Source organism: Acinetobacter sp. CAU_H_78, assembly GCF_058599365.1.
Window position 1 is genome coordinate 497,934 of the sequence record NZ_CM178652.1, and the last position, 16,524, is coordinate 514,457.

Genomic DNA, 16,524 nt, shown 5'->3' on the forward strand with positions numbered 1-16,524 from the left:
CACTCCATTATGTTATTTATCTTGATATGCTTTATGATAGCATTAAGCTGAAAACATGATGGCCTAGTTCTGAAAAATTTATAAACGATTACAACTATAAAATAACGCAATGGAGCGCGTATGTACGCCTATACAGTCGAACCACTGTATGTCAAAAGCGGTCAGGAAGTGATTGCTGCGGATTTCTATCGTCCTCAACAGATTGACAAACCAGCTGTGATCCTGATGGCTCATGGCCTGGCTGCTTTACGTCATTTTAAACTGGTACAATATGCCCAACGTTTTGCCAGTGCAGGTTATGCGGTGGTTCTGTTTGATTATCGCTATTGGGGAGGCAGTACCGGGCGTCCGCGTGAATTGGTTTCAATCAGTGCTCAGCTTGAAGACTGGCGTACAATGATTCAGCATTTGCAGGCACGTAAATCCATTGATGCTAAACGGATTGTGTTATGGGGAACAGCATTGAGTGGCGGGCATGTACTGACATTGGCCGCAGAACTAAAAAATATTCAGGCGGTAATGGTACAGGTACCCTTTGTTGATGGTACAGAAAGTGCCAAACTTTATCCTTTGCAGCAATTGCCTAAAGCCCTGAAGATTTCCAGTCAGGATTATATGGGAGCAAAGGTAGGAATGGCGCCCAAGACCTTGCCGGTGGTTGATCGTCATGAACTCTGTTTTATGCCGACACAAGACAGTTATGAAGGATATCTATCCATTGTGAATCCAGATTATTACTGGAGTGGTCATATCCCAGCCCGGGTATTCTTTAAATTGATGCGATATCGTCCTATTCAGGAAGTCCGCAAAATCACTATTCCTGTCCTGTTTATCGCAGCACAACAAGACAGCCTGATTCCCATTGAAGCCAGTCGGGAAACCGCAACCAATATTGCACCATTTGTACAATATCATGAGTGGAATATGCGGCATTTTGATATTTATCATGGTGAATGGTTTGAAAAAGCAGTCTCGACCCAATTAGAATTCTTACATCAACATATTGGAGTGCGCTAGATGATCATTGTATGCCCGAATTGCCAGGCTAAAAATCGTGTGCCTGAAGAAAAATTAACGGCCGATCCAGCATGTGGTCATTGTCATCAAGCTTTAGTTCCATTGGCGCCGATTGAGCTAAATGAACAGAACTTTAGTCAGTTTGTCACCCATAGTGATCTTCCCATCCTGATTGATCTATGGGCAGACTGGTGTGGTCCATGTAAAATGATGGCACCGCATTTTGCTGCTGTAGCAAAAGAAAATCCACAAGTGGTATTTGCTAAAATTGATACCGAAGCCAATCCGCGATTAAGCTCAGCATTTAATGTACGTAGTATTCCGACGCTGGTTTTGATGAATAAAACCAATGAAATTGCTAGAATAAGCGGTGCATTACGTTCAAGCGAACTACAAAAGTGGCTTGATCAGCAGTTAAATAATGCTCAATCCTAATTTTAAAAGCCTGGAGTTCAAGTGACAGATTCTCATATTAAACCAGAGGGAGTACTTTCCCTGCAGACGATTGCAATGCCTGCGGATACCAACTGGAGTGGAGATGTATTTGGTGGCTGGATTGTTTCACAAATGGACTTGGCGGGAGCAATTCATGCAGAGCGCTTTAGTAAAGGACGCTGTGCAACGATTTCAATTAACCAGATGACCTTCCTGGTTCCTGTGAAAGTCGGTGATGTCATTAGCTGCTATACCAAAATTCTAAAAGTCGGTAATACTTCAATCCAGATGCAAATCGAAGTATGGGACAGTCATGATAACTCACGTGCACCTGTACGCGTGACTGAAGGGGTATTTACCTTTGTCGCAGTGGATGTCAAAGGCAATAAACGTCCAATTCCGGATGAAGCAAAACAGAAATTTGCAGAATCTCAGCAGAACTCATAATTCTTTAAATAAAAAATCCCAGATCAATGATCTGGGATTTTTTTTGTCTGTATTGAAATTAGCTTGGCTTCAACTGATTCTTGGCAATCCAAGCCCAGAGCATCTCGCATTGAATTGGTGCTTCACCAGATTCATCGCTTACGATTACTTGTACCAGTGTTTCACCTTTTTCTGAACTTTGCATCAATTGCTGCTGTTCAGGAGTCAACGTAGCCACCGCAGTCATGGCACCTTTGGTTGGACGCTTAAAGTCCACTTTTAGGCTTTTAATTAGAACCACTGCGCTATCAGGTACATTCATCGCAGTCACAAAGCCGGTTGCTGTTTCTGCCAGCAGTGCCATCGCACAGGCATGAATCTGACCGATATGGTTCTGCATGGCCTTATGATTGGCCATACTCACCACAACTTTGGATGCACTGACTTCCTGATAGCGAATCTTGGCAGAACCGACCATCGGAACCACTCGGCCAAAGGTCTTACTCAATAAAGCAGTACGTATACCTTGCGGTAATCTTGATGTCGCTTTGACCAGTTTGGTCAGTCGGTTGCTCTTTGCCATAATTCCATCTACAGACGTTGAGATATCTTAGTCTTTAAAGTTGTTGAACTGTAAAGGCAAACCGAATTGTTGTTCTTTCAGGAATGCCATGACTTGTTGCAAGGTATCGCGTTTTTTATCAGTCACACGAATCTTGTCACCCTGAATTGAAGATTGCACTTTAATGCCGCTTTCTTTAATGGCCTTATTAATTTTTTTCGCCGTATCTGAGTCAAGGCCATCTTTAAGCTTGATCACTTGAACTACATTTTTGCCTGAAGCGGTCATTTTTTGTGGATCTAGTGCCTGAATATCCACTTTACGCTTGAAGAAATGGTTTTCCAGCATGGTATACACTTGCTCACATTGGAAATCACTTTCTGTGCTAATTTTGATTTCCTTGTTTTTTTCATTCAGTTCAATAGAAACATCCTGTCCACGGAAATCGAAGCGGGTTGCAATCTCTTTTTGGGTATTTTGAACTGCATGATTTACTTCAAAAATTTCTAATTCAGAAACAATATCGAAAGAAGGCATAGTTTAGACCTTTACAAAGGGAAAGAATATCTGAGATGCTAGGGATGTTTTCTTCATTTGCCAAGTGTTGTTTACATCAAAGGAGTGCGCAATGATCCGTAAACAAGAAATTACAACATTTGAGTTCCCAGAAAATGCTGTAATCTGGGATGTACGAGATGCAAGTGCTTATGCTGAAGCACACGTGAAAGGGGCGGTCAATCAGCCCATTAACGATCTTTCAGCAGATAGCCTGACTCAGGTGTCAGCGGATCAACCGATTTACATTTTATGTGGTGGTGGGAGTAAAGCTCCACGTGCAGCTGAAAAGTTAGAGGGTTTTGACAGCACACGTGAATATGTCATTCTGATGGGTGGTACTCGTGCTGCTCGTGATGCAGGTATGCCACTGGAACAAGGTGCATAATTGACCTTGTGAAAAAAAGCGCCGTCAGGCGCTTTTTTGTTGTCTAGATTTCTTCAAAGCCCCTTTTTTTAAAGAGGGGGTTAAACTCTTTCTAAAAATCTCTCCCTTGCGGAACAGTGTTCCTCACCCTTTATTAAAGGGAGGAGCTCTTTAATCTTGAGGCTTAAAATAAGGCTTCTTGGCTTTTACCTTCTTTTGAAAACGTGTCACGTCGAGTTTTTTTATCAAGTTTGAAGGTGCGGGGCAGGCTTCCCCTAAAATCTGGGCTGCCAGAATTTCACTACACAGTGGTGCGAACAGAAAACCTTTAGAGCCGAGACCCGCAAAACTGTAAACTTCTTGATCCACATTCATCTTACCGAGCAAGGGAAAATAATCCTGACTCTGTGCGCGTACCGCTGCTCGACCTTGCCAAGTTTCGGTAGATGGTAATAATTGTGCATATTCAGGAAAGACACTGTGGATAAGTTCATAATTATGCACATGATCTTCTACTAAGACTTCTGCATCATCCCGGCCTGGATAGAATGAAGCACCCAAAATCAGTTGTTCGGGATTGAGCTGCATACAGTAACCGCCGTAACTATAGGCTGTATCCTGATTTAAAGGCTGATCTTGATTATTGACCCAGCTGACCTGTCCGCGAATCGGTTTCAAGACTGGATAATTTTCAAAGAATTGCTGGGTATCACGTGCAGTACATACAACGATGTGATCAAACTTGCCTAAGAATTGCTGCTCTGCAAATAACTCAGGTTGAGTAGTAGTTTCAATACGGTTAATTTTAGCCTGTACATATTGAATAAGAGGATGCTGCAAAATTTCATCACGCAGTTGATGAGGTGAAACTGCGCCCGCTGCTAATAGTTTTAACGCTGGAAATTCAGTTTGAATCTCTTGGTCTGCGGCACTTTGAGCAGCAAGAATTTCTGCGGGATATTCATCTGCCAATCCTAAAAGCTGTTCAGGATTTTTTAAGGCAAGCTGATTGACCTGAATTGAGCGAAAAGCTTTAAATTTCTGATAATGATTTAAGGCATGCTGCCAAGCCACCGTCATCAGATGTTCAGCACTTTGCTCAACTGGACACAGTTTAGGATTGAGCAGGGCAAGGGGATTGCCGGAACCACCTGAAAGAGGCGCTGACTGGTCGTAAATCGTGACTTGATGACCACGCTGAGCGAATGCCCATGCTGCACTTAAACCTGCGATTCCAGCGCCAATCACAGCGATTTGACGAGGTCTGGTAGGACTCTCTAGGTCTGATTTAGTTTTTTTTTGAGTAATTTCTTGTTCTAAAGCCGTTTCACTGTCTTTATTTTCTTCAACAGAATTCCAGATCGCTTTCAGCATTTCACGTTTATGGCCAAATCCACGTGGACGGGAAATAGAGATGCCGTGCTGTTTTAAACCACGTTTTAAGACACCTGCAACGCTAAAAGAAGCAAAAGTCGTCCCAATCTCGGATAAACGCACGATATTATTTAGAACATTTTCTTCCCACATATCCGGATTACATGAAGGTGCGAAGCCATCCAGAAACCAGGCATTAACTGGTGCAGTTTTTTCAATGACAGGAAAGACATCATGTGCATCTCCCAGCCACAGGTCCAGACTGAAACGCTCTTCAGGAAAGCTGAGACGATGACAACCGGCAATCGGCATTGGATATTGGGAGATGAGTTGATCTGCGAGTGGTTTCAATTCTGGCCAGGCATTTAAGGCGCGAACTAAATCTGCTTTAGAAAGCGGAAATTTTTCTACTGAAATCGCATGTAGATGACTTTGATTATCCGGACGAACCTGTTGCCAGAGCTGCCATAAAGCCAGAATATTTAAACCCGTACCAAAACCCGTTTCGCCGACACAGAAATAAGCAAAAGGTTTTAAATCAGCCAGGCGGGTACTAAGGTCATTACCATTTAAAAAGACATGCCGGGTTTCCAGCAATCCATTGTCTTTGGAAAAATACACATCACCAAATTGCTTGGACACAGGCACATCAATGCCATCCACCAATTGCCAATCCAGATTGGCAGTTTGAATTGCATGCGACAAAACGGGTACAACCTTAAAGATATTTGGAAGGCTTATAGATTACCACTGACGGCGACGTTTGGTATAAACATAGCTTGCAATCAGAAAGCCAAGTAATACACCGACTGCCAAAGTTGCCGCGCCGTAGAGAAACATCTGGGCACTACGTTCACTTTGCAAGACCTGTACCTGAACCCCGAGATTGTCATTCTTGAGCTGCAATTCCTGATTTTGTGACAGGGCTTCCAGATTGGCTTTTTCCAGTTGCTGTAGACGCGTTGCCTGATCTTTGACTAAAGCTTTGACTTTGGCATCTTGCTGGGCTTTCTGCTTGGCAATTTCTTCTGCAGTGAGCGGTTTTTTTTCAGTTGGCTGAACTGTCTGAGCTGTTGTCGCAACTGCTGGAATAATTCCAGCCTGCTGTGCAGAAGCACCCTGAGCAGGTGCTTGTGTGGTAACAGCTTGAACAGGAGTAGCTGCTGGCTGTGTAGCCGGGGCAGCTGGAGCAGAAACTTCAACAGCCCAGGCAGAAGGAATCATGAAACAAAAGCCAATGAAACTGGCGGTAACAGCGCGCATGAACCTTATCCTTTAGGAAATGCTTTATTAAATGGTTTCACATCAATATGCGCGTACACACCTTCTTTCAGGAATGGCTCATCCTGTAACCATGCATCCAGTGCTTCACGACTGTCAAAATCAACGATGATGGTACTGCCATAGAAACCGGCTTGAGGATTGGCTGGATCTTTAGGCATGGCACCTGCAACAATCAGACATCCTTCAGCATCTAACTGTTCCAGACGTGCAAGATGTTGTGGACGAATCGCAAGGCGTTTTTCAACTGTACCTTCCCGGTCGGTACAGCTAACGACGAATAATGGCATGATGACTCTCTATCGTTTGTAGTTGGACTTATTCAGCTGTTCTAAAGTATTTGCGCAATACAATAAACTGAATAATGATAAAGGAAAACATCACAATCATGTCACCGAATGCAGTAAATTCGCCCCAATATTTTCCATCCATCCATAAATAGGCGAAGAAAGTATGCAGAAATGACATGAGAGTAAACATACCGACCCAGGCATAGTTTAATTTGAGCCAGCCTTTGGCACTCAAATTGAATACCGGTCCAAACAGACGCTGGATGAGTGGCTTCTTATCTTTGCTAAACCATGGCGATAACAGGAAGACACCAGCGAAAACCAGATTCAGTAATACAGCTTTAAGACGGATATAGAAATCGTCGCTGAGCATCAAGGTAATACCACCGAAGATCACCGTCATAAACAGAACGATCCATTGCTGTTTGTCCAGACGGAATTTTTGCATGACAAATAACGCACCATAGACCACCAGCATGGAAATGATCAGACCTGTAGTTGCAACGAGAATATTGTTATTGTCGACACCCCCCGCAGAACCGATCAATTGTAAAAGTTGATGGTCAGTGTCTTTTGGATCTACAGTTTTATATAAATAAAAGAAAATAATGAGTGGCACAAAGTCTAAAAGTGCTTTCATGTTAGAGTATCTAAATCTGATCAAATAAATGTCATAGTATAGAGATGCACGGCGTAGATTTACATACACATAGTAATATTTCTGATGGAACTTTGAGTCCTCAGCAATTGGTCGAAGCGGCTGCGGGCAAATTCATCCATACTTTGGCCCTAACTGATCATGACACCATGGACGGTTTGGAGCTGGCTGAAGAAGCTGCCAAAAAACATGAGATTAAGATAATTTCTGGAGTCGAGATTTCCAGCCAGTGGTCACGTCCAGCGACCAAGAAAAATTATGGTGTGCATATTGTGGCACTCAATGTTCAGAATCCTGAGCCGTTACAAAAAGCCCTCAATCAGCAGAAAATTATTCGTGCTGAACGCTCTAAGCAGATCTGTGATCTTCTGGTTCCTTTAATTGGTCAGGATATTTATGCTGACGTGATTGCCAAAGTTGACAATATTCCTGATCGGGTTACCCGAACCCATATTGCCAAAACGCTGGTAGAAAAAGGCATTGTGACCCGTCCCCAACAGGCCTTTGATAAATACATCAAGGAAGGTAAAAAGGCCTATGTCAAATTTGATGGTCTGGGTCTGGAAGAAACCATTCAGGTGATTCATGACAGCGGTGGCTTTGCCGTACTGGCACATCCAACCCGTTATGATTTATCCGCGACTAATATTCGTTATCTGATCGAGATCTTCGCCAAGTTTGGTGGAGATGCAGTGGAGTTACCGCCCGCTATTGATCCAAGTTCAACCCGTCAGATGGTCGACCGAATGATTGCAGAGCAAGGACTTAAAGTTTCAATTGGCAGTGATTTTCATGGCGACCATATGCCCTGGATTAAACTGGGGAATGTGCCGAGCTTAAAACCAGGGCAGGTCGGGATTTGGGAGAGTTTTTGTTAATTCTAAATCTTGATGAATGGATCAGTTTTAAGATCTTGGGCGAATTTATACATCAAATGCAGAATGAGGACATTAACAAGTAATAAGGCCCATTCAGAAGTGATTAAAGTCATGATGACGATATACAGCATGATGGAAGTCAGGACTAAATTTCGATAAAAGTTTGGATGTTTTTTTGAAATGAACAGATGATCAATCTTGAGATCAAGTTTGAACTTACGATAGGCAATCACATCAATGCGTGAGGATAAGGCGAGTTCCAATTGTTTAAAGTATTTTGCATGAGAATGAATGAGATAAGTTTTACCATAACCTGTGGTTAACTGTAAGTCATGACTTTCTGGACAGGTTCTCAAGGCTTCTATGTGTGTAATTCGGGATAAGTCGAGCATAAGCGCCGATGGGATTTTTTCTAATCTCCCTAGTCCTCTTTGTGCTCCAACTTCTGTGCCAATGAATATTGAAAAATCATTATTTTGGGAAATTTCAAATAACTGGATGATTACATGAGAGCGTGTCAAAAAATGTATATCGATCAGTTGCCCAATCATCGCATCACTTAATTTGACTTGAAGTGTAAAAAAAGGCGAAAGATTAAAAACCTGTTTTAAATCTACATTAAACCAGATGCCTTGATCATGATTGGGCAGTTGTAATAATAACTGTGGCTGTTTCACCTGCCACCATTTTGCACGAATAGTACGTTGAGCCAGAATAATTGCTTGTGAATGTTGGACTGCTTGCTCAGTCATATCTTTTTTGAGTTGAGGATCGATCAAATATTTTTGTATAAAAAAAGGAAACTTTAAATTTATTCCTCGATCCTGAAACAGAAAGAGGGGAACACATAGACTAAATAAAATATGGAAAACAGGCCTACGTTGAAGATCGAGAAAAAGTTCTGATTGGACTAATGAACTCACTATAAAAGCCAAGATGGCACAAAGTAAAAATAGTGCTAAAGCCAACCATGGTCGAACAATGGGTTGAGGCACCGCTTGTTGAATTTTTTGTTTTAATTCCATATTTTTTTGAATTTTTAGATAAAAATTAGAACCTCAAAATGCTAATTCTGAGGCATTTATTTATAAATTATAGCAAATTATTATCTCGAGCCTGAATCGGCGGAGGTGTCGGTTTACCTAGAGTTCCCAAGAGTTCAATTTCAATAGTACGCACCATAGAATCAAGTGGTAAGTCATTGCTTTGGGTGCCAAAAGGCTCTTCGATTTCTGAACTTAAAGCGTCCAGTCCTAGGAAGGTATAAGCGAGAATGCCGACCAGAAAAGGAGTGAATAAACCTAATGTGGCACCAAGGCTAAACGGCAGAATAAAACAGAAGAAATAAACAGTACGGTTCAGCAGAACCGAATAAGCAAAAGGTAAGGGAGTTGTCGCAATCCGGTCACAACCTGTCTGCACAATACTGAGTTCTGCGACATGATTATTCATCTGCATATAAATGATGTCAGAGATTTCACCTTCTTTGAGAGCCTGCATCAGCTCCCATTGAATCAGGCTCAAGGTATATTGCGGTGCATTGGCCTGTTGATAGAGCTGGGTAATTGCCTGCTGGCTCATCCCACTGGTTTCCACCAGTTCAGTTGGATTGGCTGTCTGATGGCGTAGACGGTCACGCAGGACATTTGCGAAAACGATGACGTGCTGAATCACACGTTCACGACGGCCTTGAGACAACATCCGGCAGTCCCGGTCAAAATGACGTGCATTGGCAATCAGAATACCCCAGAGTTTACGTGCTTCCCACCAACGGTCGTAACAGGCAGTATTTTTAAATCCGAGAAAGATAGACAGTACTACGCCGATGAGGGTAAAGCCAACGAGAGGGAGTTCTGGAAAATGAAAGTAACCTACACGTGAAAAACCACCAATAATGGCTGAAATCAGCATGACCACGCCTAAAGGAGGTAGAACCTTAGGTAAAATCGTTCCTCGCCAGGAAAATAATAATTTAAAAACGTTCTGCTGGTCACGTACGATCATTTATTGGAATCATCACAATTTTTTTCATGATCTTCTTGAGTTGTAGCTGCTTTGTCAAGTGCTATTCCCCCTTAGACTTCAGGTTTGATGAGTTGCTGCTCAGCAAAGGAAAAACTGCCTTCCAGAGCAATGATGCAATGATCAATTAAACGGATATCGACCAGTCGACATGCCTGCTGAATCTGGCGGGTCAGATACAGGTCAGCTTTAGAAGGAGTGGCTTGGCCCAAGGGGTGATTATGCGCAATCACAATTGAAGTTGCCTGTTGGGTAATGGCATATCTGAGCAACTGATTAATCGAAATATCACATGTATTCACAGAGCCATAAAACAGCTTTTTAAATGCAATTTTCCTTAAACTGGCGTCCAGACACAGGACCGCGAACACTTCCTGATTTTCACCCAATAATTCGAAACGTAAATAATCCCGTAGTCTTTTTGAATTACTTAATTCTAAAGCATCCTGTTTAAGATGCTCGGCAATATAACGCCGTCCTAATTCTTTAACCGCCATCAGTTGGGTATATTTACTGATGCCCATGCCATGAAACTGGCTGACTTCTTGTAAAGGTGCATCGAGTAAAGCAGTTAAATGGCCAAAATGTTGAATCAGTAGCCGGGCTAATTCTACGGCCGAGTGCTGTTGTGAACCTGATCGGAGAAAAATGGCGAGTAGTTCTGCATCAGATAAACTTTCTGCTCCATATTGAATTAAACGTTCCCGCGGCCGTTCCAGCTCAGGCCAGTTTTTGATTGAAAATTGCATAGTTATTAGACTTATTTATTATGAATTATGGGTTTTCCCTGAAGCTGATCTCTTGGGAATGCAATTATTTAATGCTATTGTGAGCCCCACTGCAACAGAAAGGTAAGCTGTTCGTGAGCTTTGATCTAAGTGTAATTCCTCATAAAAATATCATTTTAGCAGTCACTGGCGGTATTGCTGCCTATAAAAGTGCCATTCTAGTTCGTCGTCTGAAAGATGCCGGGTTTAATGTGCGGGTTGTCATGACTCAAGGCGCACAGGCTTTCATTACTCCTTTGACCTTTCAAGCTTTGTCAGGCAATCCGGTACATACCGAGTTGCTGGATCCTGAAGCAGAAGCAGGCATGGGGCATATCGAGCTGGCACGTTGGGCTGATCTGTTATTGGTAGCGCCAGCCAGTTGCGACACGCTGGCAAAATTTGCTGCAGGTCTTGCAGATGATTTGCTCAGCACTTTGTATCTGGCGACCAATGCACCGGTTTGGGTAGCACCAGCCATGAACCAGCAGATGTGGGCTGCCAAAGCGACACAGCGTAATCTTGCGACTTTGATTGAAGATGGCGTACATGTGATTATGCCGGATGCCGGTTCTCAAGCTTGTGGTGATGTAGGCTTGGGCCGTATGCCGGAACCGGAAGATCTGGCACGTCAGGTCACAGAGTATTTCCATAAAGCTCAGCGCGCGATTGCAGAAAAATTTGGCATGCTGGCGGGTAAGCAAGTAACCATTACAGCTGGTCCGACTCGTGAAGCGATTGACCCGGTACGTTATATTTCCAACCACAGTACCGGGAAAATGGGTTTTGCATTGGCAGCAGCCTGTTATGCAGCTGGAGCGAATGTGACCCTGATTGCTGGACCGGTGAGCCTGGATACACCGAATGGCGTCAAACGTAAAAATGTTTCTTCTGCAGTGCAAATGCTGAATGAAAGTATGCAAATGTTGGAGCAGGGCTGTGACATCTTCATTGCAACCGCTGCAGTAGCTGATTATCGTGTCGCACAGGTGGCCGAGCATAAAATCAAGAAAGCAGGCGATGAGCTGAATGTCGCTTTAATAAAGAATCCGGATATTGTGGCGACCATCGCACAGCAGGAAAAACGTCCATTTATGGTAGGCTTTGCTGCAGAAACCCGAAATATTGAAGAATATGCAGCGGGTAAACTGGTGGCGAAAAAACTGGATATGATTGCCTGCAATGATGTTTCGCGTGCGGATATTGGCTTTGCATCCGATGAAAATGCCATGACGGTATTCTTTGCCGAACACTATCATCTGGATAAGCGTGATTTGGATAAGGCCTCTAAACAGGAAATTGCCCAGCAGTTGGTTGAAGCGATCCATGATGCCTTGCACCATGATCCTGCTGCAGAAGATGATTTTTAAGTTTTAAATGACGATTAAAGCCCTGACTGGTTCAGGGCTTTTTATTACCAGTTTTTTACTATTAAGTTAAAAAATCGGTATGACATAAAAATAAAAACGACTTTATAGACTAAGGATTTATTTATTCATTTATTTAAAAAAAGTATAAAATAGATCACAGAATAATCCAAAGATGAAAAGTTTTACACATCTGTAAAGCAGTGAGAGAACACAAGGGGGCGGGATGAAAAAAATCATAATGATATTGATGATCGCCTGTCTGGCTGGATGCAGCTATTTTGTATCAATTGATGAACTGGCCAGAAATATTCAAGGACAAATGCAGCAAGAATTTAATGCCAATCCGAATTATCAGCATTATCGTCTGACTGTGGTAAATGTAAAAATCCGCCATCGCAAAGGCAATGAGTTTGAAGCGGTTTCACATCTGAATTATCAGGGCAATGAATATCCCATTAACGTCAAAATTTCAAAGGTGAATGGTGGTTATAGCTGGGCTATTGAAGACGATGCTTTTGCCTTTATCGATGAAATCGAGATTGAAAAATATCGTCAGCAACTGGATCGTGAACTGGAACAGTTGGCCTCATCACTTGATGATCTGAAACCTGTGAATGAGCCTACCAGTATTGAGTTAGGGCCAGATGTCCGTCCAGTTACAGAACCTGTCCTGCAAGCGGCTTCCTATGATGAAGAACCGATTCCGGTGGGAAATATTACAGCCTATACCCACTAATTTTTATTTTAGGTCATTAAAAAGCACCGGATCTCGGTGCTTTTTGATTTTAAGGCTGAACTTGATGTTCACGCAGATAATCTTCAGTGCGCTGCATGGCTTCCTGAATATTCAATAATGCTGTTTCTACATCTTTTAGCGTTTTGGCATTGCCGCCACTTAAAGCCTGGCGCCATTTACGTGCACCTGGCAAGTTCTGAAATAAACCTAAAATATGACGGGTAATAATCGACAATGGTGCACCTTCAGCCATACGTTGGGCAATATAAGGCAGCATTTGTTGCATGATCTCAAAACGGTCTGGTGCTTCGAGATTCCATAGTTGACCCAGCTCAGCTAAAAGGTACGGGTTGTGATAGGCTTCGCGGCCAATCATCACGCCATCGACATGTTTGAGATGTTCAAGCGTTTCTGCATAAGTTTTAATTCCACCATTAATTTCAATGGTCAGTTCCGGACGGTCCTGCTTCAGACGGTAAACATCTTCATAGCGTAGTGGCGGAATTTCACGGTTTTCTTTAGGTGAAAGACCTTGGAGTAAAGCAATTCGGGCATGCACAATAAAGTTATCGCAACCGGTTTTGGCGACCGTATCCACAAAATGCAGCATCTCTTCATAAGAATGCATGTCATCAATACCAATGCGGTGTTTCACACTCACCGGAATATCAACGGCATTACGCATTGTATCAATACATTCTGCGACCAGATCAGGTTCGGCCATCAGGCAGGCACCGATTTTATTATTCTGTACCCGATCACTCGGACAGCCGACATTCAGGTTAACTTCGTTATATCCCCAGTCCTGAGCCATTTTAGTACAAGTTGCCAGATCTTGAGGATTTGAACCGCCGAGCTGTAACACAATTGGATGCTCTTCTTGATTGAAGTCCAGATGCCGTTTGGCATCGCCATGAATGATGGCGCCTGTCGTCACCATCTCGGTATATAAAATGATATTTGGATTAAACAGGCGCGCAAAGAAACGATAGTCTTTGGTGGTCCAGTCCATCATCGGCGCAACACTGATGCGAGGTTGAAGTTTGTTTTCAATGGTGCTGAGATCAGTCATTCAAAATCACGCCTTAAATGAAATGGAAGAGTAATAGCAGTACAAGAATGAGCAGGAATTGCTGGAAATCTGCTCAAAAAAAAGCAGTACTGCAAAAAGAGGGCGTAATACTAGCATAAAATTTGCATGACCAAAGGCTGAACTGCATGAGGATCTATAACTGTCATTCCAATAAAGATATTTAACAAGAGAAACTGTGGGAATTGAAAAAATAAACTCCCAGTCATTCTGCAATGCTATATTTTGAGATATTTAAGATTAAGATAAAGAAAACGAGATAAATAAGGAGAATAACGATGCTCATGTTGGAGGAGATTTATAAAAGCAAAAAACCTCAGCATTCAGACTATTTTAATTTACGGATTCAACGGGGACTTAGCTGGTTTAAAAAAGCATTAGAGCTGGATGAGGAACTAGAGTTTAAGTTTATTAGCCTGTGGATCAGTTTTAATTCGATTTATGCACAAGAAACAGAGGTTCGTCAGGATCAACAAAGCCTGCATCAATTTCTAGAAACTCTTTGTCAAAAAGATGTGGAACAAAAACTTCAGCATATTGTCTGGGAAAAATATAGCCAGCCAATTTCTGCGCTGCTGGATAGCCCTTATACCGATCAAGGTTTCTGGGATTATCGTCATCATAAAGTCAGTCTGGAAAGCTGTCGTGAAGCATTAGACCAGCAAAAACAAAAAATACAAAAGGCTGTACAGGAACAGAATTTAAGTGAAATCTTATTGGTGATTTTTAACCGTCTTTCCACCTTGCATTATCAGCTTATGCAGGGCGGTGCGACTTATCAAAGTTCATTTAATATAAAGCAGCTCCAAGACAGTTGCCGGGTTCTGGCCGGGTTGCTGCCCACTTTTATCTGCATTCTTTTGGAAAATGCAGCAACTTGGGATTCGGGTAAACCTTATTACCCAGTCGTACAAGTCAGCTAAATTTGTTTAAGCTTTTGCTCGATGCTGCTGCCATTGATCCATCAGCACGAACAGGATAGCGCATAGCGCCAAGCCAAGTCCAAACAGACAGGTCATGCTCCAGCCACCATGATGCCAGGCATATACCCCCAAGGCAGAACCACAGGCACCACCAATGAAATACAGCGTCATGTAAATAGAGTTCAGGCGTGATTTGGCATCCGGGCGCAAGCGGAAAATCACGTTCTGATTACAGCTATGAGTAATCGCCAGACCTAAGTTAATCAGGGCATAACCCAGAATATAACTGAGCAGAGATACGCCACCAAAATATAAAAATAGCCAGCTTCCTGCCAGAATTGAACAGCCAATCCAGGTCAGGATCTTGATATAACCACGATCCGCCCATTTACCAATAACCTGAGTGGATAGCGCACCAAAAACACCAACTAGGGTCACCAGGCCCACCATCACATCAGAAAGATGAAAAGGTTTTTGGGTCAGTAGCAGGGCAATGGTTGAAAACAGCATGCTCATGGCTGCAAAGGCACATGCACCAATCAGGGAGCGTAAGCCCAGTCGCGGTTCCTCACGCAGTAGCGTACCCATGGATTTGAAAATCGCTGCATAACTGATTCGCATACGCGGCATGCTGGGTAATTGTCCTTTTAAGTAAAAGCCCAAAACCAATAGTGCCATACTGCTGAGCGCATAAATGGTTTTCCAGTGAAACAGGTCTGAAAGCAATCCGGCAATACTGGTCGACAATAAGATACCGACTAATAAGCCACTCATGAGAAAACCGACCACTTCTCCGGTTTTTTCAGGTCGGACAGCCATCGTAGCTAAAGGAATCAGAATCTGGGCAGCAACAGAAAATAGCCCGGCAATAATAGTCCCCACCCAGAGCATCGGCAGGTTGACTGCTGTGGCACAGATCAGCAAACCTAAGGCGGCACCAAACATCAAAAAAGGAATGAGTCTGGACTTATTCAGCATGTCTCCCAAAGGCACAATAAACAGCAGGCCCAAGGCATAAGAAACCTGCGCAAAGGTCACGGTCAGCGCCACTTGGGATTCTGGTACCTGATAATATTGCTGAATTGAGGAGATAAGCGGTTGGCAATAATAGTTTGCACCTGCACATAAACCACATGCGATCGCCATCAGCCATAACAGGGATTTATTTTGACTGATATCGAGAGGAGGAGTCATGGCAAGTACCTTAAGCTCAGGGAGAATTTTTATAAAGAACATCAAAGATGATGCGTAAGTTGCAGGCACTATAGGCGAAAACCCGTCAGGATAAAAGGAGAAAAATAGTGCAAAGTGCTCGAACTAATATAAGAGAAATGCCACAAAAAAGTACGTTTCTGAATTGAGAAGAGATGAAAATTCGCTAGAAATTTAACTTTTTCACTTAAGAAAATGTACGTGGAAGCGCTTTGTATTAAGTCATCTCATTTAAGACCAAGTGACAGAGATCAATCTGAATCAGTGATTGCCCAAAATTGGTGCAAAATGAAGAATTTGTAAATCTGACAGTGGGCTGAGTATTAATATAATAAATGTTGCAGAATATTTTTTTCACCTATTTCAAGCAAGTCTTAAGACTTGAGCTGAATAAGTCAAATAAGTGAATCCCCAATCAATTTTTTCATCATCAATTCATATTTTTTATGAGTCAAAAATGAAAAAGTTATAGGAAAACAGTATTTTTAGATCTTAAAAATGAATATTCCAAAGTAGATCAAATTTGTCAAAAAGGTCAAAAACAGAAAACTGCCCTAGAAA

Annotated in this window: 19 protein-coding genes; 8 read left to right on the plus strand and 11 right to left on the minus strand. The window is 42.5% G+C overall.

The window, feature by feature from the left end:
• Window positions 1-120 precede the first annotated feature (120 nt).
• From AC4MCD_RS02445 to AC4MCD_RS02455, 3 genes are all read left to right on the plus strand, one after another.
• Entirely contained in the window at window positions 121-1,017 is an 897-nt protein-coding gene (locus tag AC4MCD_RS02445; RefSeq protein WP_491876531.1) for an alpha/beta hydrolase, read from the plus strand.
• Window positions 1,018-1,452 carry a thioredoxin TrxC gene (gene trxC / locus AC4MCD_RS02450; protein WP_491876532.1) on the plus strand — a complete coding sequence of 145 codons (435 nt, stop codon included), beginning with the start codon at window positions 1,018-1,020 and terminating at the stop codon, window positions 1,450-1,452.
• Window positions 1,453-1,527: 75 nt separating this feature from the next.
• A complete protein-coding gene (locus tag AC4MCD_RS02455; protein WP_171523022.1) occupies window positions 1,528-1,899 on the plus strand; it encodes an acyl-CoA thioesterase in 372 nt (123 codons plus the stop codon).
• Window positions 1,900-1,957: 58 nt separating this feature from the next.
• Here AC4MCD_RS02455 and AC4MCD_RS02460 read toward each other — a convergent pair whose 3' ends face one another.
• Window positions 1,958-2,461, minus strand: coding sequence for a DUF4442 domain-containing protein (locus tag AC4MCD_RS02460; RefSeq protein ID WP_491876533.1), 504 nt, complete (start codon window positions 2,459-2,461; stop codon window positions 1,958-1,960).
• 27 nt (window positions 2,462-2,488) lie between these two features.
• A complete protein-coding gene (locus AC4MCD_RS02465) occupies window positions 2,489-2,977 on the minus strand; it encodes a YajQ family cyclic di-GMP-binding protein (RefSeq protein ID WP_004783667.1) in 489 nt (162 codons plus the stop codon).
• A 91-nt stretch (window positions 2,978-3,068) separates the two neighbouring features.
• Between AC4MCD_RS02465 and AC4MCD_RS02470 the strand changes: the two genes are divergently transcribed.
• The gene (locus AC4MCD_RS02470) at window positions 3,069-3,383 is read left to right on the plus strand and encodes a rhodanese-like domain-containing protein (RefSeq protein WP_179993326.1); all 315 of its coding nucleotides are present in this window, start codon (window positions 3,069-3,071) and stop codon (window positions 3,381-3,383) included.
• A 150-nt stretch (window positions 3,384-3,533) separates the two neighbouring features.
• Here the strand turns inward: AC4MCD_RS02470 and mnmC are convergent, their stop codons facing one another.
• From mnmC to AC4MCD_RS02490, 4 genes are read right to left on the minus strand one after another with little or no spacing between them, the layout of a single operon-like run.
• A complete protein-coding gene (gene mnmC, locus AC4MCD_RS02475; protein ID WP_491876534.1) occupies window positions 3,534-5,441 on the minus strand; it encodes a bifunctional tRNA (5-methylaminomethyl-2-thiouridine)(34)-methyltransferase MnmC2/FAD-dependent 5-carboxymethylaminomethyl-2-thiouridine(34) oxidoreductase MnmC1 in 1,908 nt (635 codons plus the stop codon).
• 39 nt (window positions 5,442-5,480) lie between these two features.
• Window positions 5,481-5,999 (minus strand): SH3 domain-containing protein, encoded by a 519-nt coding sequence (locus tag AC4MCD_RS02480; RefSeq protein WP_491876535.1) that lies wholly within the window; start codon window positions 5,997-5,999, stop codon window positions 5,481-5,483.
• 5 nt (window positions 6,000-6,004) lie between these two features.
• Window positions 6,005-6,307 carry a YciI family protein gene (locus AC4MCD_RS02485; RefSeq protein ID WP_491876536.1) on the minus strand — a complete coding sequence of 101 codons (303 nt, stop codon included), beginning with the start codon at window positions 6,305-6,307 and terminating at the stop codon, window positions 6,005-6,007.
• 28 nt (window positions 6,308-6,335) lie between these two features.
• Window positions 6,336-6,947: a septation protein IspZ gene (locus tag AC4MCD_RS02490; RefSeq protein ID WP_005233839.1), complete on the minus strand. Its 612-nt coding sequence runs from the start codon at window positions 6,945-6,947 to the stop codon at window positions 6,336-6,338.
• A 44-nt stretch (window positions 6,948-6,991) separates the two neighbouring features.
• Here AC4MCD_RS02490 and AC4MCD_RS02495 point away from each other — a divergent pair, with 44 nt between their 5' ends.
• Window positions 6,992-7,843 carry a PHP domain-containing protein gene (locus AC4MCD_RS02495; RefSeq protein ID WP_491876537.1) on the plus strand — a complete coding sequence of 284 codons (852 nt, stop codon included), beginning with the start codon at window positions 6,992-6,994 and terminating at the stop codon, window positions 7,841-7,843.
• Between the two features lie 2 nt (window positions 7,844-7,845).
• On the opposite strand, the gene AC4MCD_RS02500 is transcribed toward AC4MCD_RS02495, so the two are convergent.
• The 3 genes from AC4MCD_RS02500 to radC all read right to left on the minus strand — a co-directional run bounded on the left by AC4MCD_RS02500 (window position 7,846) and on the right by radC (window position 10,614).
• Entirely contained in the window at window positions 7,846-8,868 is a 1,023-nt protein-coding gene (locus tag AC4MCD_RS02500) for a hypothetical protein (RefSeq protein ID WP_491876538.1), read from the minus strand.
• Window positions 8,869-8,935: 67 nt separating this feature from the next.
• Window positions 8,936-9,847, minus strand: a complete 912-nt coding sequence (locus AC4MCD_RS02505; RefSeq protein WP_104425728.1) for a bestrophin family protein — start codon at window positions 9,845-9,847, stop codon at window positions 8,936-8,938.
• Window positions 9,848-9,918: 71 nt separating this feature from the next.
• On the minus strand, window positions 9,919-10,614 hold the full coding sequence (radC, locus tag AC4MCD_RS02510; RefSeq protein WP_419375150.1) for a RadC family protein: 696 nt from the start codon (window positions 10,612-10,614) through the stop codon (window positions 9,919-9,921).
• A 113-nt stretch (window positions 10,615-10,727) separates the two neighbouring features.
• On the opposite strand from radC, the gene coaBC reads away from it, so the two are divergent.
• Complete coding sequence (gene coaBC, locus AC4MCD_RS02515; protein WP_262738091.1) at window positions 10,728-12,002, plus strand: bifunctional phosphopantothenoylcysteine decarboxylase/phosphopantothenate--cysteine ligase CoaBC; 1,275 nt, start codon at window positions 10,728-10,730, stop codon at window positions 12,000-12,002.
• A gap of 223 nt (window positions 12,003-12,225) precedes the next feature.
• Window positions 12,226-12,738, plus strand: coding sequence for a hypothetical protein (locus AC4MCD_RS02520; RefSeq protein WP_491876539.1), 513 nt, complete (start codon window positions 12,226-12,228; stop codon window positions 12,736-12,738).
• A 49-nt stretch (window positions 12,739-12,787) separates the two neighbouring features.
• On the opposite strand, the gene dusA is transcribed toward AC4MCD_RS02520, so the two are convergent.
• Window positions 12,788-13,810, minus strand: coding sequence for a tRNA dihydrouridine(20/20a) synthase DusA (gene dusA / locus AC4MCD_RS02525; RefSeq protein WP_419365685.1), 1,023 nt, complete (start codon window positions 13,808-13,810; stop codon window positions 12,788-12,790).
• Between the two features lie 296 nt (window positions 13,811-14,106).
• Between dusA and AC4MCD_RS02530 the strand changes: the two genes are divergently transcribed.
• Window positions 14,107-14,751: a hypothetical protein gene (locus AC4MCD_RS02530; RefSeq protein WP_419375146.1), complete on the plus strand. Its 645-nt coding sequence runs from the start codon at window positions 14,107-14,109 to the stop codon at window positions 14,749-14,751.
• Between the two features lie 6 nt (window positions 14,752-14,757).
• Here the strand turns inward: AC4MCD_RS02530 and AC4MCD_RS02535 are convergent, their stop codons facing one another.
• A complete protein-coding gene (locus AC4MCD_RS02535; protein ID WP_491876540.1) occupies window positions 14,758-15,945 on the minus strand; it encodes an MFS transporter in 1,188 nt (395 codons plus the stop codon).
• Window positions 15,946-16,524: the final 579 nt, after the last annotated feature.